Origin of the sequence: Oceanobacillus sp. CFH 90083 (genome assembly GCF_009389585.1) — a bacterium.
In the GTDB taxonomy this organism is placed as follows: domain Bacteria; phylum Bacillota; class Bacilli; order Bacillales; family Amphibacillaceae; genus Oceanobacillus.
The window spans coordinates 49,246-71,155 of the sequence record NZ_VIYG01000016.1; the positions used below are offsets into that span (position 1 = coordinate 49,246).

Annotated in this window: 22 protein-coding genes; 7 read left to right on the forward strand and 15 right to left on the reverse strand. The window is 37.6% G+C overall.

All coding sequences use genetic code 11. The annotated features are described in order from the left end of the window. Window positions 1–37: 37 nt before the first annotated feature. The 3 genes from FLK20_RS18540 to FLK20_RS18550 form a co-directional block, all read right to left on the reverse strand. The gene (locus FLK20_RS18540; RefSeq protein WP_152658078.1) at window positions 38–760 is read right to left on the reverse strand and encodes an amino acid ABC transporter ATP-binding protein; all 723 of its coding nucleotides are present in this window, start codon (window positions 758–760) and stop codon (window positions 38–40) included. After that, a complete protein-coding gene (locus FLK20_RS18545; RefSeq protein ID WP_152658079.1) occupies window positions 760–1,410 on the reverse strand; it encodes an amino acid ABC transporter permease in 651 nt (216 codons plus the stop codon). The genes FLK20_RS18540 and FLK20_RS18545 overlap by 1 nt, the downstream gene beginning before the upstream one ends. Window positions 1,411–1,688: 278 nt before the next feature. After that, entirely contained in the window at window positions 1,689–2,495 is an 807-nt protein-coding gene (locus FLK20_RS18550; RefSeq protein WP_152658080.1) for a transporter substrate-binding domain-containing protein, read from the reverse strand. A 297-nt stretch (window positions 2,496–2,792) separates the two neighbouring features. Here FLK20_RS18550 and FLK20_RS18555 point away from each other — a divergent pair, with 297 nt between their 5' ends. After that, window positions 2,793–3,122 (forward strand): hypothetical protein, encoded by a 330-nt coding sequence (locus tag FLK20_RS18555; RefSeq protein ID WP_152658081.1) that lies wholly within the window; start codon window positions 2,793–2,795, stop codon window positions 3,120–3,122. A gap of 39 nt (window positions 3,123–3,161) precedes the next feature. On the opposite strand, the gene FLK20_RS18560 is transcribed toward FLK20_RS18555, so the two are convergent. The 11 genes from FLK20_RS18560 to FLK20_RS18610 all read right to left on the reverse strand — a co-directional run bounded on the left by FLK20_RS18560 (window position 3,162) and on the right by FLK20_RS18610 (window position 14,286). Continuing rightward, entirely contained in the window at window positions 3,162–4,103 is a 942-nt protein-coding gene (locus FLK20_RS18560; RefSeq protein ID WP_152658082.1) for a bile acid:sodium symporter family protein, read from the reverse strand. A 339-nt stretch (window positions 4,104–4,442) separates the two neighbouring features. After that, window positions 4,443–5,579, reverse strand: coding sequence for an N-methyl-L-tryptophan oxidase (gene solA / locus FLK20_RS18565; protein ID WP_227995154.1), 1,137 nt, complete (start codon window positions 5,577–5,579; stop codon window positions 4,443–4,445). Between the two features lie 23 nt (window positions 5,580–5,602). Then, window positions 5,603–6,076, reverse strand: a complete 474-nt coding sequence (locus FLK20_RS18570; protein WP_152658083.1) for an acyl-CoA thioesterase — start codon at window positions 6,074–6,076, stop codon at window positions 5,603–5,605. A 452-nt stretch (window positions 6,077–6,528) separates the two neighbouring features. After that, the gene (locus tag FLK20_RS18575; RefSeq protein WP_152658084.1) at window positions 6,529–7,479 is read right to left on the reverse strand and encodes a D-2-hydroxyacid dehydrogenase; all 951 of its coding nucleotides are present in this window, start codon (window positions 7,477–7,479) and stop codon (window positions 6,529–6,531) included. A 31-nt stretch (window positions 7,480–7,510) separates the two neighbouring features. Continuing rightward, the gene (locus tag FLK20_RS18580; RefSeq protein WP_152658085.1) at window positions 7,511–8,500 is read right to left on the reverse strand and encodes a C4-dicarboxylate TRAP transporter substrate-binding protein; all 990 of its coding nucleotides are present in this window, start codon (window positions 8,498–8,500) and stop codon (window positions 7,511–7,513) included. Between the two features lie 219 nt (window positions 8,501–8,719). After that, window positions 8,720–10,003 carry a TRAP transporter large permease gene (locus FLK20_RS18585; protein WP_152658086.1) on the reverse strand — a complete coding sequence of 428 codons (1,284 nt, stop codon included), beginning with the start codon at window positions 10,001–10,003 and terminating at the stop codon, window positions 8,720–8,722. A 26-nt stretch (window positions 10,004–10,029) separates the two neighbouring features. Then, on the reverse strand, window positions 10,030–10,509 hold the full coding sequence (locus FLK20_RS18590; protein WP_194165684.1) for a TRAP transporter small permease: 480 nt from the start codon (window positions 10,507–10,509) through the stop codon (window positions 10,030–10,032). Window positions 10,510–10,525: 16 nt separating this feature from the next. Continuing rightward, a complete protein-coding gene (locus FLK20_RS18595) occupies window positions 10,526–11,779 on the reverse strand; it encodes an enolase C-terminal domain-like protein (RefSeq protein ID WP_152658088.1) in 1,254 nt (417 codons plus the stop codon). Between the two features lie 25 nt (window positions 11,780–11,804). After that, window positions 11,805–12,560 (reverse strand): SDR family oxidoreductase, encoded by a 756-nt coding sequence (locus FLK20_RS18600; RefSeq protein ID WP_152658089.1) that lies wholly within the window; start codon window positions 12,558–12,560, stop codon window positions 11,805–11,807. A gap of 13 nt (window positions 12,561–12,573) precedes the next feature. Beyond that, a complete protein-coding gene (locus tag FLK20_RS18605; RefSeq protein WP_152658090.1) occupies window positions 12,574–13,584 on the reverse strand; it encodes a zinc-dependent alcohol dehydrogenase in 1,011 nt (336 codons plus the stop codon). A gap of 27 nt (window positions 13,585–13,611) precedes the next feature. Next, complete coding sequence (locus FLK20_RS18610) at window positions 13,612–14,286, reverse strand: GntR family transcriptional regulator (protein ID WP_152658091.1); 675 nt, start codon at window positions 14,284–14,286, stop codon at window positions 13,612–13,614. A gap of 388 nt (window positions 14,287–14,674) precedes the next feature. Between FLK20_RS18610 and FLK20_RS18615 the strand changes: the two genes are divergently transcribed. The 6 genes from FLK20_RS18615 (at window position 14,675) to FLK20_RS18640 (ending at window position 20,828) form a co-directional block, all read left to right on the forward strand. After that, the gene (locus tag FLK20_RS18615; protein WP_152658092.1) at window positions 14,675–15,649 is read left to right on the forward strand and encodes an SIS domain-containing protein; all 975 of its coding nucleotides are present in this window, start codon (window positions 14,675–14,677) and stop codon (window positions 15,647–15,649) included. 379 nt (window positions 15,650–16,028) lie between these two features. Then, window positions 16,029–17,297 (forward strand): ABC transporter substrate-binding protein, encoded by a 1,269-nt coding sequence (locus FLK20_RS18620; protein ID WP_152658093.1) that lies wholly within the window; start codon window positions 16,029–16,031, stop codon window positions 17,295–17,297. A 132-nt stretch (window positions 17,298–17,429) separates the two neighbouring features. Next, window positions 17,430–18,311: a carbohydrate ABC transporter permease gene (locus FLK20_RS18625; protein ID WP_152658094.1), complete on the forward strand. Its 882-nt coding sequence runs from the start codon at window positions 17,430–17,432 to the stop codon at window positions 18,309–18,311. Between the two features lie 2 nt (window positions 18,312–18,313). Continuing rightward, a complete protein-coding gene (locus FLK20_RS18630) occupies window positions 18,314–19,201 on the forward strand; it encodes a carbohydrate ABC transporter permease (RefSeq protein ID WP_152658095.1) in 888 nt (295 codons plus the stop codon). Between the two features lie 7 nt (window positions 19,202–19,208). Then, window positions 19,209–20,030 (forward strand): PfkB family carbohydrate kinase, encoded by an 822-nt coding sequence (locus FLK20_RS18635; RefSeq protein ID WP_152658096.1) that lies wholly within the window; start codon window positions 19,209–19,211, stop codon window positions 20,028–20,030. Window positions 20,031–20,093: 63 nt separating this feature from the next. Continuing rightward, window positions 20,094–20,828, forward strand: coding sequence for a GntR family transcriptional regulator (locus FLK20_RS18640; protein ID WP_194165685.1), 735 nt, complete (start codon window positions 20,094–20,096; stop codon window positions 20,826–20,828). 207 nt (window positions 20,829–21,035) lie between these two features. On the opposite strand, the gene FLK20_RS18645 is transcribed toward FLK20_RS18640, so the two are convergent. Continuing rightward, window positions 21,036–21,884: a metallophosphoesterase gene (locus tag FLK20_RS18645; RefSeq protein WP_152658098.1), complete on the reverse strand. Its 849-nt coding sequence runs from the start codon at window positions 21,882–21,884 to the stop codon at window positions 21,036–21,038. Window positions 21,885–21,910: the final 26 nt, after the last annotated feature.

Genomic DNA, 21,910 nt, shown 5'->3' on the forward strand with positions numbered 1-21,910 from the left:
GCATGATTAACATTCCGTAGCCTGCCTAATTTTGTACTTATAAAACCTTATTCAAAAAGTTTTTTGTCCGCTCCGAAGCAGGATTTGTAAAAATCATTTCCGGGGTATTTTCTTCCATAATAATTCCCTCATCCATAAAGAACACCCTGTCGGCAACCTCTCTGGCAAATCCCATTTCATGCGTAACAACAACCATGGTCATCCCTTCTTTTGCTAACTGCTTCATTACCTCTAAAACCTCTCCGACAAGTTCTGGATCAAGTGCAGAAGTCGGTTCATCGAAAAGCATCAGCTTCGGTTCCATAGCAAGTGCACGTGCTATTGCGACACGCTGCTGCTGCCCTCCCGACAGCTGGGAAGGATATTGATTTGCCTTTTCCGCAAGACCTACCTTTTCCAATAAAGCTTCTCCACGTTTTCTTGCTTCATCTGCTGATATTTTACGTACCTTTCTGGGAGCCAGCATGACATTTTCTATTACTGTCTTATGAGGAAATAAATTAAATTGCTGGAATACCATCCCTACTTCTGTACGAATCATATTAATATCCGTTGCTTTATCCTTTAGATTATAGCCATCAACAATAACATCTCCGCTTGTTATATCCTCTAATAAATTGAGACACCGTAAAAAAGTGCTCTTTCCTGATCCGCTTGGCCCTATCACACATACCACTTCTTTTTCTTCCACTTCACAATGAATACCTTTTAAGACCTCGTTATCTCCAAAGCTTTTGTGTAAATCCTGTACGGTAATCATTAATAATTCAACCTTCTTTCTATATAGCGCAGTAATAAGGATAAACTGAAATTAATTACTAAGTAAAACAAGGCTACTGTTGTATAAATCTCTACAGCATTAAAATGATTCGATGCAATATATCTGCCCTGGAACATTAATTCCGGTACTAGAATAACAGATAATAAGGAGGTATCTTTAATACTGATAATAAATTGGTTTCCCAGCGGCGGAATCATCCGTTTAAATGCCTGCGGCCAAATGATATAACGCATTGTCTGGTGTTTATTTAACCCTAAGGAACGCCCTGCCTCCATTTGACCTTTATCAATCGAATCCACAGCACCACGGACAATCTCCGCAATATATGCTCCGGAGTTGATTGCAATAACGACAATCCCGGCAGTAATCGAATCCATATTATATTGTGTAATAATCGGCAATGCAAAGAAAATCCAAATCGCCTGAACAAGTACTGGTGTGCCTCGGACAACCTCTACATAAATAGAAGCAATAACAAAAAAGAACTTATTTTTAGAGATCCTTCCTAAGCCAAAAATAGCTCCCAATACAAACCCTGCTAATAACCCGACAACTGAGATTAATAATGTATAATACAAACCTGTTCTTAATTGTGGTAAAAAGTCAATAACCTGTCCAAAATCAAACATGTCCTCACTCCTCTAATCAATAAAACAAGGAGCTGTGCATGGATTGCCAGCTCCTTGTTTCATCCCTGCAAAGTCAACTTTATCAATGATTTTCGGTTAGCCAATATTTCTATCGAGCATTTTATTTCACAATCACTGCATTGTAAGGTTCACTCAAGTGTTCTCAACCATATGTGAAGAAATCAACAGCTCTTATAGAAAAAAACTTCCTTTCATCATTCAGTAACCAAATAAATCACTTTTTGAACATCCTCTTTTAGACTTGCTTTTTTATTATATTACTCTGAAGCACCGAACCATTTATCATAAATCTCATCATATGTCCCATTGTCATGTAATGCAGCCAGTGCATCATTAATCGCAGCTACTAAATCATCATTTCCTTTTGAAATTGCAATTCCATAATCTTCTGCCTGATATGTCTCACCAACGGCTTTTAATCCATCACCAGTTGTAGCAATATAATACTCTACGTTCGGAAGATCATATACGGCTGCATCGGCACTGCCATTCTCAACAGACATATATACCTGATCCAGCTGTTCATAAGTATCAATGGTTTTATCCTCTAAGTTTTCCTCCAGAAACTGTGCACTGGTAGAGCCCAGCCGGGTTGCAATCGTTTTTCCTTCTAAATCTTCCAAGCTGTTAATATCCTCGTTATCCTCCGGTACAGCAATAGTAATACCTGATTCATAATAAGGGTCACTAAAATCAACCGTACCTTTTCTCTCTTCCGTAATACTTATACCAGCAACTGCAATGTCAAATTGCCCGGTCTGTAAACCTGGAATAATACCATCAAAGTTCGTTGTCTGAATCTCTCCATCAATTTCAAATCCAGCCTCTTCTGCAATTGCTGTAATTAATTCAATATCAAATCCGACCAGCTCTCCATCCTCCATAAATTCAAACGGTACAAAAGAGTTATCGCTTACAACTGTGTATGAATCATTCAAATCATAATCACCGTCACCTGATTCCCCGTCATCTCCCGAAGTATCATCTCCACCACCGCATGCAGCTAAACCAAATAATAAAATAAGTACCAGCATGAAAACCCAATTTTTCTTTTTGCTAAACATCCAAAATTACCCCCTCATCATTGTTTTTATTTCTGTGGATAACTCTAAGTATAACAAAAATCCATTTTTATTAAAAATTCACTATTCATCCATATTTCAGAAAAAATAGATGAATTCTATGATTTTCAGTCTTTACCCGCAGTTTACATTCTTTAAACATTAAAATCATCCATCATCCTTCCATTTTCATAGGAAGTTATCCAAATTCAGGTTTTATAAGCAAAAAGAAACGGAATCTGTTATACTATTTTTGCAAGTTATTCATTAGTTCATTGATGCAGGAGGAAATAAATCCATATGGAAGAAAGTATCTCTATTCTAAAATGGAAAGCATTCGTTGAGAATAAACAGAAAAAGAAAACGGTCGTGAAGGTAATCTGGAATGATACAGATAAATTAACGTTACTTATATTACCAAATATGAAAATAAATTCATTTATTACAGATGAAAAAGAAGGCTATCTTTTTTATAATATGGAAGGAAAGCTGCTCTCAGAACCCCTTCCCTCCATTATTCCCGGCAGTGCATTAAAAGATGGACAAATTCTAGTACAAGCTATCGCTGCCGGACAGGTTACTGCCTGGGGACAAAAAATAAGTAAAAAAGAGATCGAATCACTGCATTAAAAAACCTGCGACAGATAGATATCTGCCGGAGGTTTTTGATTACTTATTCTTCTTTTCATCGTATTTTGACCAGAATGTTGCCAGGATCGGTCCGGAAATATTATGCCAAACACTAAAAAGTGCACTTGGAACTGCGGTTACCGGGTTTGTAAAAAAATCTAAGGCTAGTTTTGAGGCAAGACCGGAATTCTGCATGCCCACCTCAATCGAAACAGCTTTTTGATCCGGAAAGCTGAGCTTACATATTCGAGCTGCCAGAAAACCAAGTAATAATCCTAAAATATTGTGAAGCACAACCACCCCAAAAATCAGTAGACCTGAGGTTGCAATAGCTTCTGTATTTACGGATACAACCGCTGCAGCAACTGCAACGATCCCGATAACAGAAATAAGCGGTAAGACGGCTATGCTTTTTTCTACTTGTTCACGGAAAAATAACCGAATAATAAACCCTAAAATAATTGGGATAAGTACTACTTGTATAATTGAAATAAACATCTCCGCAAACGATACTTCCATCCATTGGCTCGCAAAGAGAAGTGTTAATGTTGGTGTTAAAATTGGCGATAATAAAGTGGAAACAGTCGTTGCTGATACCGACAATGCTGTGTTTCCTTTTGCTAAGTATGTCATGACATTTGATGCAGTTCCTCCCGGAGCACAACCAACCAGAATAACACCAACTGCAATCTCTGGCGGCAATTGAAAAACGACTGCCAGACCGTATGCTATAAGCGGCATAATCGTATACTGTGCAAGGACTGCAATAAAAACACTTTTAGGCGTTTTTATTACATTTTTAAAATCTTTAGGTGTAAGAGTTAATCCCATGCCAAACATAATAATTCCTAATAACAGACTTACATGTGGTGCAATCCAAGTAAATCCAGCCGGGAACAGGAAACTGATTATTCCAACTAAAATTACCCAAAGGGCAAAGGTGTTCCCTGCAAAGGTACTGATTCTTTCTAATATTTTCACTTTCAAATCCTCCTAAAAATACTTTTGCTAACAGCTTGTTGTTAACAAAATTCAAACAATTCAATCTAATATTTCTAAAGAGTGATACAATCGAAGCCGTATTGGTTTTCTACCCTTTCAATAAAATAAGAGACGCCCTCTATCATACCAAAAATCAGATAATTATGTCTAGCCTAAATTGAAATATTTTTACATATAGCTACAACCTGCTTCATTCATGTATTAAAACATGAAACAGCTATCCTCTTCTGCCAAAATTACAGCTGTTTCTTAAATTTTTTCAGAACTAAAGCAAAGGGACATCCCATAATTCACATGGATGCACCTTTGCTTTTCTTTTCAACGATGATTAAACCGGCTAACCCGGAAGCTCTCTAAACTTACTGCTAACGCTTCTCCTGTCAGCATTCTTGCTAAGCTTTCACCAATCCCGCTGGCAAATTTAAAACCATGCCCGGAGAATCCGCAAGCGACAACAATATTTGGAAGCCCTAGTAAGTAATCAATAATAAAATCTTCATCTGGCGTATTGGTGTACGTACATACTCTGCCTTCTTTCAGCTCCATATCTTTAGAAAAATGCTTCTGTGCAAAAGCTGACGTTTCCTGCTCATCTTCCGGATACGCTCCAAATGGCTCCAGCTTTTTAGGATCTTCTAATGGATGTCCCCCATCATGCCTGCCAATTTTTATCCCGGCTCCATCAATACTTGGAAAACCATAATATGTACTTTCCTCATCAACATATCCCCAGCCTGGAAACGATCCTTCATTATAATTGATATCCTCTGCTGCTTTAAACCAGGAGAATGTCTTGCGAACCGGTGTAAGGGGCAAAGTGACGCCAAGAAGCTTTGTCACTTGATTCGTTCCTTTTCCAGCAGAGATGAGCAACTTTTTTCCTTTGACTTCACCATCTGTTAATTTCACAGTAACTTGATCAGCTGTGGTTTCAATGGCTTGTACATAGCTGTTTGTATATAGTTCTGCACCATTTTGTTCTGCTAGCTGCCGATAAACTCGAACAGCATTTTCACTGTACAGCACGCCTGAATTTTTCTCAAAATACCCAATAGAACCAGTATCTAATTGAAAGCCCGGCCAGCGTGTATTGATTTCTTCTGCTGTTAACACTTCCAAGGGAAGATGATACTCCTCCGCCGATTTCTGAACAGTATCCAAGAACACATTTCCTTTGGGACCAAAATTAAGCACACCGGTCTTTAAAAAGATTCGCTCCTCTGTCCTCTTATCCAGCTCTTCCCATAACCTTTGAGAGTGTAAGGCCAGCGGAACATAATTACCTCCTTCTCCATAAGCATGCCGTATTAATCTCGTTTCCCCGTGATGGGAGCCTTTTTCGTGCGGAGGGTCATTTGAATCGATAAGCGCCACCCTCTGACCTGATTCTGTTAAGTAATAGCCGGCTGACATTCCCATGGACCCTGCTCCAATAATAATAACGTCATACATCATCTTGTACTCCTCCTCTATGCTATCTAATCAACAATCCTCTTCACCTGCTCATACAAATCCGGATGTGTCTTACGAAGCTTTACGGACTTCCATGCTTCATTCACCCACATATGTGTTGTTTTTCCCGTTGTCAGTAATTCCCCGTAAGGCTCCACTACTGTAGAGCTTGTCAGTCCATATGCTCGCCAATCTTCTTCCGTAATTCTTCTTGCTTCATATGCAAAAGCTAACCGAATTGGTGAATATTCATCAATTCGTGTAAATAATACGACCAAATCATCAAATTTTGCTGAGCTTTTATAAACAGCATTCACATCCAATACTGGTAAAAGCAGCCCTTGTTCTTCCAGGGCATGATAAGACATGTCAAAGTGTCTCATCCACTCTGTCCGGGCCACTTCAAACCACGTAATATAATTTCCGTGGTGAACAACTCCCATTTGATCTGTATCTTTGTATTGGACGCGCATTTTATGCTGATGCCATGCTTGTGTCATTTCTATTTCCTCCTGTTTTTGAAAACTATCCTATTCTATTTATGTAATATGATACTTCTATTAAATTATATCATTAAGTATTCCGGAAATTAATTTGAACGATTTACAATATTAGAAAACTTGGTTGTCACCAAGCCTTTAGGCGACAACCTTAGTTACACTTATACTTAACTCCTTAAATTTTTAATACTTTCTTAAAATGTAATAAAAAAATTCCTATCATCATGATTGATTGACAATAGGAATTATTATCGTTTGAAATTATTTTAGGGAAATATCATTTTTAATTTAATGTATCACAGCATGAGTGTCCGTCATTTCCCTTTTTACATATGGAAAGAATATATTAATATGGATAGGGAAAAACGGAGCACTACATCTCCTGATTGGTTCAACTAAAATTTAACGGAAAAAGCGCCCGTTAAATTAAGTTTCACCGCATAACAGGAATACTAATACCCTTGCTTTACATCTACAATATTTATCATATCGTTATTTTTACTTTTATATTTCTTCAGGTTCTCAGAAAATATATCCAATGCTCTATCGAAATAATGCGGAGAAACTCCTGATAAATGTGTCGTCACCGTAATATTTTTTTCTTCCCAAAATGGATGATTTTCCGGAAGAGGCTCTTGTTCAAATACATCTAATACTGCATGCGATATCTCCTCTTCATGTATAGCTTTCAGCACATCTTCCCCACTTACTGCATCGCCTCTTCCTATATTTACAAATACTGCATGCTTAGGCATTAATTCGAAATGTTTATACTGAAAGAAACCTTTTGTCTCAGGAGTGCTGGGAAGTATAGAAACCACAAAATCTGCTTCATGCAAGTACGTATCCATCTCTTTAAACGTAATATTCGTATCAAAATACTCTACCTGTCTTCCGCTCCTTGAAACTCCAATGGTTCTCATTTGAAAAGCTTTCGCTATTTTTGCGATTTCTCTGCCTAAAATACCAGTTCCTGCAATCAGCATGGTTTTGTTTGTTATCTCTTCCATATGAATATCCCGCGTCCAAACCCTATTTTTCTCATTTTCTATCAATACTTTCCCTTTTCTGTAAACCAGCATTAATACAAAAAATACATATTCAGACATCGGTGCTTTATGAATACCTTTAGCACTTGTAACCAGAATCCCTCGCTTATTTAATTCTTCAAAGGGAAGCTGGTCTACACCGGCAGCGATAACCATTATCCACTTTAACTTAAAAGCCTTCTGAATCACTGCTTCTGTCAAATCTGTACCATAAGTGATTAATACTTCAACATCCGCAAGATAATCTTCTGCTTCCTCCATATTATTACAAAAAATAAAATCGTCATCTGGAAATATTTTGTTTAGATGAACTTGATTTTCTTGTGGTAATTCAGCAGATGCTAATATCTTCATGCTAATTCCTCCCAGCAATTTTTAATTCAACTCATTTTCCTAATACTGCATTCACTTCATCTCTTATTTCCTGTAAGCCCATTGTTTCATACACGCTGTCAGCCAGCTCTTTAAATTCTTCACGATCTACCTCATGAAACTCGACACCAGCTTCTTTCATTAATCCTTCATACTCGTTAGAGGATTCCATACTCATTTCAGAGGCTGTCTCTCCAGCTGCTTTTGCTTCTTCTAAAACGATTTCTTGAAACTCCTCTGGTAAACTGTCAAACCATTCTTCACTGACTATTAATGCTGAAACCAATTGATAGTGATTTGTTTTCGCAATATGATTGATTACTTCATACATGCTTGACTCATATATAGCTGTATTATGAGCCTCAACACCATCAATAACGCCCTGTTCTAAACCCGGATAAGCTTCTGTCCATGGCATACCGGTCGGAGATCCTCCCATCGCAGAAACAGTAGCGTTTACAATTTCTGCCCCGCTTGTCCTTATGACAGATCCTTTAAAATCAGCAGCATTTGTAACTGGATGTGTTGTCGCTAAATTTCTTTCTCCCAATTGAAAATTAAATGAAAGAATCCGGATTCCCTGCTCAGTAAATTCTTCTACCCATTCCTGATATAAATCTGACTCTAAAAATTGTTCCATCTCACTAATATCCTCAAACATAAATGGAGATTGTATAATAGAAAATTCCTTTTTTAAATCACTTAATTGTGCAGCATCTGTAACTGTTCCTACATCTGCTCCAAGAGAAGCTTGTTCAATTAAATCCGGGATATTTGCTAATTGATCACTATGGTATGTTTCTACTTCAATTTCCCCAGCCGACCGCTCTTCTACAGCTTCTTTAAATTGATATATTGCTTGATATTCTGCATTCTGTTCATTTTGTGTAACACCCAAACGTAACGTATATTCTCCATCGTTTCCTTCTGCACCTTCTGAGCCACAGGCAGTTAAAAGTACCAGACCAACAGCAACTAACAAAAAGCAATACAGTTTCTTCATAACACCACTCCTATCGTTATTAATTATAAGTTTATAAAGCTCGTATTCCTTGTGAAGCCCTACTAAGCCACAAAAAAGATGTAATCAAATCCAATCAGTTACTTCCCCCTTTATAAAAGCCACATACGGCGTATCAAGTATTTCCTATATAGTTACATAAATTCATCTTTATACATACATTGTATACAACTTAGTCTATATGAAAGTGTTTATTGCTACCTATGGACCTAGTAATAAATTAGGTAAAAATAATACTATACTTGGAAACATTGCTATCATAACAATTACTGCAAGCACGGTTATTATAAATGGCAAGGCTCCTTTGGTGTACTCCACAACGCCGGTTTTTGTAATGGATAAAACAGCAAACATGGTAACTCCCAAAGGCGGTGTCATACCTCCAAATGTAATCAGAACAACCATTACTACTCCAAAATGAACTGGATCAATTCCTGCCATTTCTGCAATCGGAAGGAATATCGGTGTTAGCATTAAATTATTTGCAGTAGCTTCCATGAAAAGGCCGGCGATAAATACAAATAACAAAATTAAGAGAAATAATAATTGTGAATTTTCAGTTATACCTGTTACAAACTGAGACATCGTTCTAGGGAAATTCTCAAAAGCTATCACATAACTGAAAATAGAAGCAGATGCTATAATTAACATAATCATACTATTATCTGTCACTGCGTCTTTTAAGCATGCTTTTAATTTTTTCCAGCTTAATTCTCTATGAAAGAAAAATCCTACCGTCATCGCATAAACAACTGCTACTGCTCCACCTTCTGAAGCAGAAAATAAACCAAACCGAATCCCGACAATCAGCAATATTGGAAATAAAATTGCCCATATACAATCCTTAAAACTAATGACAACTTCTTTCATGGTTGGAGGTGTAAATGTATTATTCTGATCATAATTATTTTTTTTAGCAACAAAATATACACTTACCATTAATGCTACTGTCAGAAGTATCCCTGGAATAATTCCTCCAATAAACAGTTTATTTATGGAAACTCCACCAATAAATCCATATAAGATTAAACCAATACTTGGAGGAAATGTTGCTGTAATAATGGAACTGACAGAAATTAACCCTGTTGAAAAACCTTTTGAATACCCTCTTCGCAGCATATCATTCGTCATTATTCTGCTTTGCATTGCTGCATCTGCTGTAGCAGAGCCGGATATACCGCCCATCATTGCACTCAGCAAAACGGAAGCTTGTGCCAGACCGCCAATCATATGGCCAGTTAAAATGTTTGCAAATTTTATTAATCTGCTAGTTATCCCCGAAGCATTTAAAATATGACCGGCTAGTACAAAGAAGGGAACTGCTAATAACGGAAATGACTGAGTTCCAGTAGCAAATTGTTGAATAGCCAGTGAATTAGGAATATCTGCTGATAAGAAATAGACAACTCCCGAAATTCCGATTGCAAATGCAACAGGCATATTCAAAAAAAGCAAAACAAAAAATACAATTAACATGATAGTCATATATCTATCTCCTTCACTTATTACCCTTATTCATTATTTCCTTTAACGCTTCTCCATTTCCCGAAAATTTGACCTAGTGCAGTCAACAGCATTAACATACTCCCAGTCGGAATAGCTAAAGTTACTGTCCAATAAGGAATTTGTGTTCCAGTAATAAGACGGCCAGTAGTTGATAAAACCATATCACTGCCATAGTAAATAAGAAAAATTAAAAACAGGATCATCAAAACATGCATTACCATCTCTACTACGATTCTTAATTTTGGTTTCAAAAAATAATTAATTGCATCAACACCTACATGTGCATGATTCCTAAGAGCTTGATTTGCTCCCAGAAAGATAACCCAAATAAAAACTAATTGAGCCAGACCGACTGACCAGGTTGTAGGACTCCCAAATGCGCGTACAACAACTTCCATAAAAACCAGACCAACCAGTAATAATAATAACCAAGATGTTAAAAGCTCTTCTATTTTTATCCAACCAATTCTCATCTTTTCTATCATCATTTCACTCCTCTAATTACGGTTTAACAGAAGTTCCATCAGGCGTTCTTGCTAAGGTCCACTCCGGTAATGTATTTAAAGCAGGATAGTCGAAAGCTGCCTCTTCATTAAAATCTACTCCAAGACCTGGCTGATCACCTAAATACGCATACCCTGCTTTTATTTTTAAATCAGCAGGAAATACATTTTCAAGTGCTTCATTCATTGGTGTCCACTCTTGGATACCAAAATTATTAACTGCATAATCTAAATGAAAATTAGCCATTACTCCAATCGGAGAGAGGTCTCCTGGTCCATGCCACGCAGTGCGTACACCAAATAATTCACCGAAATGAGCCAGTTTTCTTGCAGGTGTTAACCCGCCAATTGCACTCACATGTGCTCTGATAAAATCAATGCGCTTATGAATAATTAAATCTTTCCAATCATTCGGATGGCTGAATAATTCCCCCATAGCAATTGGAATGGATACATGTTCACGTAAAATCTTTAACCAATCAGCATTTTCCGGTGAAAAAGGATCTTCAAGATAAAACAAATCATATTTTTCTAATTTCTTCGCCAGACGAATGGCTTCGATTGGGGGTATTCTTTCATGAATATCATGGATAATTTCAAAATTATTACCTAGATTTTTGCGTAAATGTTTAAATAATTCTTCTACATTTTTCGCATAGAATTCCGGATCAAAATACTCTCCAGCTCTTCTGTTTTCAGGAGATCTTTTCAGCTCAAAATTTTCTGCCTTTTTCATTTTCTTAGATATCAAGCCTGTATCATTCGTTCCAGCTCCCCCATACATTCCCATCTGACAGCGGACATGCTGATAGCCCTCCTCTAGTGCTTCCTTCACATTAGCTTCGACCTCTTCCGCAGTCCCTCCATCTACATGACGGTATAAAGCAATTCCATCTCTTGATTTACCGCCAAGTAAAGAATAGACTGGCAAATCAGCCATCTTTCCTTTGATATCCCACAAAGCCATATCAATGCCGGAAAGCGCATTATTAACTACTGGCCCATTTCTCCAGTAACCGCTTACATTCATAGACTGCCAAATGTCCTCAATATTTGCAGGATCTTTTCCAATCAGGAAAGGTTTCAAATAATCTTCAACGGCACTTTTAACTGTAAAAGCTCTTTGTGTAAAAGTAGAACACCCCAAACCATATAAACCCTCTTTGTTCGTAATTATCTTCACAACGACTAAATTAATATTATTTGGTGCAGTAATAAATACCTCTACATCTTTAATCTTCGGTTTGTTCATAAATTATTTTCCCCCATCTCTTTTTTTACCTTCCTAACCAGCCGCCATCAACTGCTAATAAATGCCCATGAACATAATCAGCTAAAGGTGATGCCAAAAATACAGCTGCACCTTTCATATCATTCGGATCTCCCCATCTTCCCGCAGGTATCCTGTCCAGAATTTGTTTGCTGCGTTCCGGGTCGTTAATAAGCGCTGTATTCATTTCTGTCGCAAAATATCCTGGCACAAGGGCATTTACATTCACCCCTAATGAAGACCATTCATTAGCTAATTCCTTCGTTAACTGACCTACTGCTCCCTTTGCTGCGGTATACGCAGGAACCAGAATGCCTCCTTGAAATGAAACTAAAGAAGCTACATTTATAATTTTTCCACTTTGCTGAGCAGTCATTATTTTTCCTGCTTCTTGACAGAGAATCCAAACGGATTTTAAGTTCACATCAATGACTGCATCCCATTCGTGTTCTGGAAATTCTACTGCCGGATATCTTCTCTGAATACCTGCACAATTTATTAATATATCAACAGATTCCATTTTTTCCTTTACTTCTGGAATTACTTTTCTCACTCTTTTTAAATCACTTAAATCACATTCTATAATTTCACAATTTCTTCCCAATCCCTCGATTTCTTCTTTTACAGCAATGTCTGCCGAGCGTTGGACTAATGCAATATCAGCTCCAGCTTCTGCTAATCCAATTGCTATTGCTTTTCCAATTCCGCGTGTTGCTCCGGTCACTACCGCTACTTTATTCTCTAAATTAATTTGGATAGCCATCTTTCATTCCTCCTTACAATGCAAATAGAACTTTCAATGAATTTCCAGACTCTTTTACTAATTGAAATCCTTCTTGAAATGACTCAATCGGCAAGCGGTGACTAATTAGCTTAGAAAAATCTATTTTGTCTTCTTCCATAAATTTAATTGCTGTTTCAAAATCTTTTGGTGAAAAACATCTTGTAGTAGATAAAGAGAGCTCTCTAAAATGCATTTTTGCTAAATCAATCGTTGGCGGCTTCTTATATACACTTACTACCATTATTTCTCCCTGGGTCTTTATTGCCGAAATCATTTGATCTGCAGTTATCTGATTTCCTGCAACTTCAAAGACTACGTCTGCTCCCACTCCTTGTGTAATTCTTTTCACTTTTTCTATTAAATCCTTTTCCTGCGAATTAACAGTAGTAAGTCCATATGATTCAGCAATCTGTAAACGATAGTTACTTACATCAGAAATAATAACTTCGGCTGCACCAGAGAGTTTGGCAATCATCCCAATTAAAATGCCAATTGGGCCCGCTCCCAGGATTGTAACGGTATCCCCTACTTTAAATTTCGATCTTCTTACTGTATGTACAGCAACTGCCAGGGGTTCTATTAAGGCTGCTTCATCCTCTTTTACTTTATTGGAGAGAATATGCAAATTCTCTATGGGGATTTTTGCATATTCTGCAAAACCGCCCTGCAAATCAATACCGATATATTTTAGGTTCTCACAAATATGATAGTTTCCTAGTCTGCATGGTTCACACTTATTACAGTATCGGATTGGGTTCACAGCCACTTTATCCCCTATTTTAAATGGTGATTCACTGTTCATTTCTATAACCTCTCCAGAAAATTCATGTCCCATAACCAATGAAGGCTTTGCCCGCGGATGAACTCCAGCATAAATCATCATGTCTGTTCCACAAATACCGCCATAGTTTACTTTAACTAATGCTTCTCCGGCAGTAATTTGAGGAACACTTAATTCCTTTAACGATAATTTCTCTTTACCTGCATAAGTAATTGCTTTCATTATTCCAATCCTCTCTTCCAAGTACTTCTATTCAAAGAGAATACCTAATACTGTTTTTCTAGTATCTTCAAAATGAATACTCAGGGTTTCATCAATACCAGAGATATTGTTATTTTGCATAGCCTTGACAATATCCTCATGCTTCTTAATTAAAAAATCCACTTCTTCCTTCTCCATATTGATTCTTTTTTCAGTCGCGATTAATAAAGCTGTTACAACAATATTTTTTATGCTTTTCCATACATACATAAATCGCTTATGTTGACTGGCTTTAATAATCGCTTCATGAAATGCAATATCCTGAACAGAAAATTCTATAAAATCATTTCGTTTAGCAGAAATTCTCATTTGTTCAATAGAAAAATGAAGAAATGCAAAAAGTGATTCGTCTGCCGCCTCAGCACATTTTTTCATGCAGAAACCTTCCAGTAGAAAACGAACATCATTGATTTCTTCCAGATCCTCTTTGGTAACACCTTGGATTACTGCGCCCATCCTTTCCAGACTGACTAAGCCTTCATTTTGAAGAATACGTAAAGCTTCCCGAGCCGGTGATCTGCTTGTATCATAAGTAGAAGCTATAAAGTTCTCAGAAATTTTATCGCCTTCTTGCAGCTTTCCGGAAATGATTTCAAATCGAATTAAATTTGCTACTTCTTCTCCTTTGGAAGAAGAGGGTAACCGATGGATTGGAAAACGCATATTCTCACCCCTTTACATACCTTGTATACAACATATACAGATGGTATCATATATTTTTATGATTGTAAACGTTTTATTAAAATGTGTTGAGGTTGAAGATCTTTAGCTGACTTTGAGGCTTGCTGATATTATTTGAAAAACATGAACTTATTTAAACATCGTACAGGTGTTTACAGCATCGTAAGGCAGAATAAAAATAACCAATTTTCACCTAAGCCGAAATATTTTTAAGAAAATTTAAATTTATCTATTTACACATGACGTCATATGATGTAATATACATTTAACGTGATGTTATATCACATCATAATATTGAAGGAGGTGACATTTACAGGTTTTAGCAAGCGATTACATTTTAAGTGGACAAGATAAGAGGAGGAATTATTTCATGAAGACAGAACATGTAGAACAAATTCAAAATGCAGTAAAAGCAATTGAAGAAAGACAAATCGATAATATATTCTTTGTAGCATGCGGAGGCTCCATGGCATCCCTGTCAACTGGTGAATACTTTATTTCCAAGGATACGGCCGTGCCAAGCTTTGTCTATACATCAAACGAATTTATTCATCGTTCACCAAAGGCTTTAGGTAAAAACAGCCTGGTTATTTTACGTTCTCATTCTGGTGAAACACCAGAAACTGTGAAAGCTGCATCCTTCGCTCGAGAAAAAGGGGCACTGACCATTGCTATTTCTATGGAAGTGGAATCACCACTTTGTCAGAATGCAGAGTACATTCTTCATTACAACTATAAAGATGGATCAGATGCAATTGATGGTGAATTAGGCATTTTCTATACTTTGCTTTTCAGAATACTTAAATTAACGACAGGTGATGAAAAGTACGACCGGGCAGAAAAACAGCTGGCGAACCTTGATTCTTTGATTAAAAAGAACCAGGAACAATTCAAAGATGTCGCTGACCAATTTGGAAGAAAGAACAAGCGTGAGAAATTAATTTATACCATGGCCAGTGGTGTATACTATCATCAGGCATATTCATTCACCAGCTGCCTACTTATGGAGATGCTCTGGATTGATTCAAATGCAATTCATGCAGGAGAATTCTTCCATGGTCCATTTGAAGTAACAGACTATGATGTTCCTTTCTTGCTGATTGTTGGTGAAGGACCAAGTACGCCTCTTGATTTGAGAGCATTAGATTTTGCGAAGAAATTCAGTGATAAAGTAGAAGTTGTCGATATTCGTGAATTGAATTACGAAGGTATTGATGATGATTTAAAAGAATACTTTGGAAGCGCTCTATCCGGTCCAGTTCTGCGTCTGTATGCAGATGGATTAGCTGAGCATACTGGACATCCTCTATCGGTAAGACGTTATATGTGGAAAATGGAATATTAAGGTTATAACTGTTAAGAAAAACCAAGAAAATCACTTGGTCTTTAAAATACTGGTGTTCTTGCCTGGAAGATGTCCGCTACGGGAAGTCGCTTTCCGCGGGCAACACTCAGCCTCCTCGAAAGAAGACCACTTTCTGCGGGGTCTTCACCTGTTGCTTTTCCCGCAGGAGTCAACTTCCCTCCGCTCCCATCTTTGAAGAAATATGTTTCATTTGCTTTCTTTCAAAGAAAAGAAGCTGATTCTAGCGGAAGAAATACACGGAGACTCCTGTGGGAATGCGCAGTGGGAAGACCCCGCAGGAANAGCGGCTATCCTCAGTATTTTATACTTTCTTAAAACACTATTCATTATAAATCTACTATAAAAATGGGGCGAGAAAATGAAAAAAAGATTGGTTTGTCTATTAGCCGTACTGTTACTCACTGGCATATTGGCAGCGTGTGGTTCTGATTCCTCCAATGATGCAGAATCAAGTGGAGATGAAGTGGTTATTGATTTCTTCCACCGCTGGCCAAATGAACCGAGAAAATCTTTCTATGATCAAAAAATTGAAGAATTTGAAGAAGCCAACCCAAATGTAACCATTAACGTTGATTCCGTTTTGAATGATTCTTACAAAGAGAAAGTACGTGTTCTTGTCTCAAACGATGACTTGCCAGACATCTTTTCTTCCTGGTCAGATACCTTTGCAGAAAATCTTGTCAGCTCAGGCAGAATCAAAGCCTTAAATGACCTAATCGAAAGTGATCCGGAATGGAGCGGTAAGATTATCGAGTCGCAATATGAAGGTTTCACCTTTGACGATACAACGTACGGAATACCATTTACCGTTGATGGAAAAGCCTTTTTCTATAATAAAGCGATTTTTGAAGAAGTTGGCGTAGACGTACCGGAAACCTATGATGAATTTATTGAAGTCCTGGATGAACTGCAGGCTGCTGGCTATGAGACACCGCTTGTCGAAGGATTAACAAATGCCTGGGCGATCTCGCATTATATGGGAACAATCTTTCATCGTGTAGTAGACTCAGAAACATTAGCACAAGACTATAATCCAGAAACTGCTGCATTTACAGATGAAGGATATGTAAGAGGATTAGAAATTTTTCAGGAGCTGACTACCTACATGGGTGACGTTTCCACAGCTATCGATCATGAAGCTGCACGTAATATGTTTTCAGCTGGAGAAGTACCTATCCTCTACATGCAATTTGCAGAAATTTTAATGGTGGAGGATGCGGGAGATGTTGATTTTGGATTCTTTAATTTCCCTGAGGTTACTGATGGAAATGGAAGTCCCGATTCCTTAACGGGGGCTCCGGAAGGCTGGATGTTAAGTGAAAATGCACCAGAAGAAGCAGAAGAATTCTTAAAATTCTTAACTTCAGAAGAAACAGCTGCTGAATTTACAGAAGTGGACGGACAGTTGAATGCAATTGAAGGTGGAGTTACGGAAGAAAATGCGAATCCAACGAGCTACGAGGCATACCAAATCGTCTTAGATTCACCTGAAACAGCCCCTTGGTTTGATAATGCTGTCGATATTACCATCGCTGATATCTTTATGCGTGGCGGACAGGATTTAGCAACTGGCCAAACAACACCTGAGCAAATAATAGAAGAAGTACAGAGTCAGATTGCAAAGTAAAAGGAAAAAACATCCTATGGAGCTTAGCAATGCTCCCAGAAGCAAATGAAACGTTGACAATTAAATAGATTGCCCTGACATATATATGTCGGGGCTTTCCACTTATTTTGAAAAGGAAAGTAGGTATGAGCTATGAAGAAAAAATTTCCTTTAACACCTATTTTATTTTTGCTCCCTTCTGTTTTCTTTTTAGGTGTTTTCATTTATATACCATTAGTTCAAAATTTTTATAACAGTTTTTTTGATTTCAATGTATTTTCCAATTCGAAGGAGTTTGTTGGTCTCGCGCAAATAAAAACGTTATTTCAAGATGATGTGATTATGATTTCCATCATGAATAACTTTAAATATGCGATTATATCGGTGATATTTCAGATTTTCTTTGCCTTAATTTTAGCGAGCATTCTGGAGGATAAATTATTTCGAAAAGTTGCTCCTGCTCTCAGAGTAATCTACTTTATTCCGGTAATGATATCGATTTCCGTCATCGCTTTATTATTCAGCTTTATTTATAACCCGCAAATGGGATTACTAAATAGTTTTCTGGAGCTGGTTGGCCTGGAGGCATGGGCTCGTCCATGGCTTGGAGATTCGACTTCAGCTATTTACAGTGTTATTGCGATGTCCCAGTGGCAAAGTATTGGCTTGATTACCATGCTTTTTATCGTAGCTATCCAAAAGATTCCTAACGAATTATATGAGGCTGCTGATATGGACGGCGCCGGACGGATTCGAAAATTTTTCAGTGTTACCCTTCCACAGGTAAAAGAAACAATGTTTGTTAATTTATTAATTACTGTGACAGGATCTATTCTCGTTTTCAACGAACCGTTTATTTTAACAAATGGCGGCCCCGGGAACAGCTCAATGACGCTTGCAGTGCATATGTATCAAACAGGGTTCTCCAGAGACAATATGGGATATGCGTCTACAATTGCAACACTTATTTTCCTGCTGTCTGCTATTTTTGCATTGATTCAAATTAAAGTGTCTAAGACTGGAAAGGAAGATTGAAAATGAAAGAAAACACGAGTTCAAAGCAATATTCCAATTTCCGTCAAAAAGAGCCTAAATCAGCCAAAACCAAAACAAGATTATTTAAATACAGTACATTAATCGGCTTAGGCATTTTTGCATTAATCATTCTTTACCCGCTGTTTTGGATGTTGATTTCTTCATTTAAGAGCTACGAAGAAATTTATTCCGATGTATGGAATTTACCGGGTACATGGAACTTTTCAAATTACTCGTTAGCCTGGGAGCAAGGTATTCAAAATTATTTTATAAACAGTCTCTATGTGACAGGATTTGCTATCCTCATTACTGTTTCGATCGGTTCAATGGCAGCGTTCACATTATCTCGTTACCAAAATCGCTGGATTGATATAGCATTACTATTTATCATCGGCGGATTAATGATGAATCCGCAAGTTGCCTTAATTCCGCTGTTTGAAATATTAACGTTATTTAATTTAATCGATACACGCTGGGCATTGATTTTAACCTACGTGGCATATAGATTACCTTTAACCATTATACTGATTCGGGCATTTTTCTTAACTGTTCCCAAAGAGCTTTCTGAATCTGCGTTACTGGATGGCTGCACCGAATTTGGTATTTACCGGCGGATTTATTTGCCTCTATCCATCCCTGTTGTTGTGACAACCGTTATTTTAAATGCATTCTTTGCTTGGAATGAGTTTCTATTCGCTACTGTTTTTATAAATTCCAGCGAATTGAAAACAATACCATCCGGATTAATGGTGTTTCGCGATGCGTTAAGAACAGATTGGGGTGTATTGCTTTCAGGTATGGTAATCGCATCGATTCCAATGATTATTCTATTAATTCTTCTACAAAAATACTTAGTGAGAGGACTTGCTGAAGGTTCTGTGAAAGGATAGTGATAAAATGAAGCTAATTACAATTGGTGACAATGTAGTGGACTGTTATTTAGATCGAAAGGAGTACTTCCCCGGTGGAAACTGTGTTAATGTAGCTGTTCATGCCAAACGTAATGGCGCTGAACAGGTTGCTTACATTGGAATTTTTGGCAATGATGCCCCTGCCAGGCATTTGCAATTTGCGTTAACGCAGGAAGGCATTGATTATCAGTTTTCCCGGACAGCTGTCGGTATCACCGGACAGCCAAAGGTAAACCTGTCTCCGGATGGGGACCGTATCTTTGTCGGCGGTCCTAAGAATACCGTACAGCACCGTTTTAAAATCCAGCTGACCTTAGAGGAGATCGAGTATGTTCAACAATTTGATTTATGTCATGTGAGCTGCTATTCCTCGATGGAAAGTGAGCTTCCGAAATTAGCTGAAGTGATTAAAGTTGCTTATGATTTTTCTGATCATAAAACACCAGCCTATATTGAATCGGTTGCCCCATATATTTCTTATGCATTCTTTTCAGCAGCAGAACTGTCAGAAGGAGATTTGGAAGCATTTATTTCATCTTTACAAGCATTTCACTTTGAAGTGATTGTTATTACAAGAGGCGGTAATCCAGCTATCGTTATTTCCGGACAGGACCGCTTCTATCAAAAGCTGAATAAAATTGATGTTACGGATACAATGGGGGCAGGAGACAGTTTTATAGCAGGCTTTTTAACATCCTATACAGCAAATAAAAATATCGAAGCTGCAATTGAACAGGGTACGAGGTCAGCTGAAAATACCTGTCAGGTCTATGGTGGCTTTGGGTACCCCCAACCTTTGCTGGATTAGTTAACGAATACCGCAGTTTGATGTATAATGTAGGAGAATACTTACATTATGGGAGATAATTTTATGACGGAAGATAATTTAAACGGCGGGCAAAATTATTTATATGAAGAAATTATGACAGGAATTAAGGAATATATGAATGAAAATCAGCTTCAGCCAGGAGACCGCATCCCTACTGAAAAAGAATTAGGCAAGTTATTTAAAGCCAGTCGCATTTCGATTAGACGGGCAATCAAGGAGCTTGTTGATGAAGGTGTTCTGAAGATTATCCATGGGAAGGGAACCTTTGTAGACAAGCAGCGCAAAGAAATTCATCTGCTGCATTTACAAGGGTTCTCCGAGGGGCTGACAACAGAAAATGATAAGATAACAAAAGAAATTGTTTCGCTGAAAAAAATAAATAACAATAAAAAACTGAACAGGATTTTCGAGAATAAGTATAATGAGTTTATTGAGCTTATCCGTAAAGTCTATCGTAACGATCAAATCTTAAGCTTGGATTACGCTTATTTGCCAACTGCTATTTACCCAAATATAGAAGATAAAATAAAAAATGAAAGTTCAACATTTAAGATTATTCATGATGATTACGGTATTGTATTTAAAAAAGTTGAAAAAGAATTAGAAATTGTTCCTGCCACAGAAGAGCTGCAAAAACATCTCAACATCAGCAGATTAACACCGCTGGTTTTAGTGGAAAAGATTATCTATAACGACCAACAACAGCCTGTGCATTACTCAAGGTATTATCTGATATCAGATGCAGTCAAGCTAAGAATTGAAAGTAACTTACCTTAAGCAAGCATGCTTTTGAACATCCTCTATAAGGCAGGAGTTATTTATATGAGAAAAGAAGCTGATATAAGCAATGGTTACCTGAAAACCCCGGTAATACCATTGCTTATTTATTGCAGTATAACCGGCTGTAAGACACCCGCTTCAAGAATGGGAAAAGATCGAAAATACTAAAATGAAGTCTCCCTTTATGCAATTTCACACCTCTTATCACTCAGCTCTGATTGTAATCAAGCTGATTTGACCCTGGTTAAGAAATCTTATCGGCAGTGCACTCGTCCCCAGACCGCTGTCAATATATAAATAACGCTCTCCTTCTAACGGGTACACCCCTTTCTGTAATTCTGGAAAGAAGCCCTCATCAGGAGCAACCAATGCACCGATAAACGGCAATCGTACCTGCCCGCCGTGGGTATGGCCGCTCAATATGATATCAGCTTCCACGGACGGATATTTTTGAACAACTAATGGTGCATGAGAAAGTAAAATCGTATATTTATCTGTATCTAAGCCAGAATAAGCCATGGACATATTTTCATGATCTGTTGATGCATTATTTACACCAACTATATTGAAGAGCTGTCCATCTTTTTCAAATTGTACATTTTTATTGCTTAAAATGATGATTCCTCTATTCTCTAAGCCATTCAAAAATGCTGCTTTCCCGGGATTTTCATGCTCATGATTGCCTGTGACAAAATACGTATCCGGATTGATGCGTACCAGTTCTTCTGCAAGCTGAAGAGCCGTCTCCAGGTTTTCTGTTTTCCGGTCAATTAAATCACCTGTCAGCACAATTATATCGGCATCCAGTTCTTCCACCTTTTCAAGCACACGTGCATTATCTGTTCCAAACTCACGACTATGTACATCGGTTATTTGCAGTATCGTCAGCTCCGTACCGGCACCCAGCTTGTCACTTTGAAATACCTCTCTATTCACCTTAAATGTGCTTGTATCAAAATGTATTTTAATAACTAACGGGAGTACCAGCAGCAGCAGGATAATAAAAATCACCCCTCTTTTTATCTTTCTCTTAGCTTTCTTCGTTTGCTTCATTTCATTTAACCTCTTTATCTATTTTT

Coding starts and splice junctions, on each gene's coding strand:
- FLK20_RS18540 (WP_152658078.1), bottom strand. CDS start 760: ATGATTACCGTACAGGATTTACACAAAAGCTTTGGAGATAACGAGGTC.
- FLK20_RS18545 (WP_152658079.1), bottom strand. CDS start 1,410: ATGTTTGATTTTGGACAGGTTATTGACTTTTTACCACAATTAAGAACA.
- FLK20_RS18550 (WP_152658080.1), bottom strand. CDS start 2,495: ATGTTTAGCAAAAAGAAAAATTGGGTTTTCATGCTGGTACTTATTTTA.
- FLK20_RS18555 (WP_152658081.1), top strand. CDS start 2,793: ATGGAAGAAAGTATCTCTATTCTAAAATGGAAAGCATTCGTTGAGAAT.
- solA (WP_227995154.1), bottom strand. CDS start 5,579: ATGATGTATGACGTTATTATTATTGGAGCAGGGTCCATGGGAATGTCA.
- FLK20_RS18570 (WP_152658083.1), bottom strand. CDS start 6,076: ATGACACAAGCATGGCATCAGCATAAAATGCGCGTCCAATACAAAGAT.
- FLK20_RS18575 (WP_152658084.1), bottom strand. CDS start 7,479: ATGAAGATATTAGCATCTGCTGAATTACCACAAGAAAATCAAGTTCAT.
- FLK20_RS18580 (WP_152658085.1), bottom strand. CDS start 8,500: ATGAAGAAACTGTATTGCTTTTTGTTAGTTGCTGTTGGTCTGGTACTT.
- FLK20_RS18585 (WP_152658086.1), bottom strand. CDS start 10,003: ATGACTATCATGTTAATTGTATTTTTTGTTTTGCTTTTTTTGAATATG.
- FLK20_RS18590 (WP_194165684.1), bottom strand. CDS start 10,509: ATGATAGAAAAGATGAGAATTGGTTGGATAAAAATAGAAGAGCTTTTA.
- FLK20_RS18595 (WP_152658088.1), bottom strand. CDS start 11,779: ATGAACAAACCGAAGATTAAAGATGTAGAGGTATTTATTACTGCACCA.
- FLK20_RS18600 (WP_152658089.1), bottom strand. CDS start 12,560: ATGGCTATCCAAATTAATTTAGAGAATAAAGTAGCGGTAGTGACCGGA.
- FLK20_RS18605 (WP_152658090.1), bottom strand. CDS start 13,584: ATGAAAGCAATTACTTATGCAGGTAAAGAGAAATTATCGTTAAAGGAA.
- FLK20_RS18610 (WP_152658091.1), bottom strand. CDS start 14,286: ATGCGTTTTCCAATCCATCGGTTACCCTCTTCTTCCAAAGGAGAAGAA.
- FLK20_RS18615 (WP_152658092.1), top strand. CDS start 14,675: ATGAAGACAGAACATGTAGAACAAATTCAAAATGCAGTAAAAGCAATT.
- FLK20_RS18620 (WP_152658093.1), top strand. CDS start 16,029: ATGAAAAAAAGATTGGTTTGTCTATTAGCCGTACTGTTACTCACTGGC.
- FLK20_RS18625 (WP_152658094.1), top strand. CDS start 17,430: ATGAAGAAAAAATTTCCTTTAACACCTATTTTATTTTTGCTCCCTTCT.
- FLK20_RS18630 (WP_152658095.1), top strand. CDS start 18,314: ATGAAAGAAAACACGAGTTCAAAGCAATATTCCAATTTCCGTCAAAAA.
- FLK20_RS18635 (WP_152658096.1), top strand. CDS start 19,209: ATGAAGCTAATTACAATTGGTGACAATGTAGTGGACTGTTATTTAGAT.
- FLK20_RS18640 (WP_194165685.1), top strand. CDS start 20,094: ATGACGGAAGATAATTTAAACGGCGGGCAAAATTATTTATATGAAGAA.
- FLK20_RS18645 (WP_152658098.1), bottom strand. CDS start 21,884: ATGAAGCAAACGAAGAAAGCTAAGAGAAAGATAAAAAGAGGGGTGATT.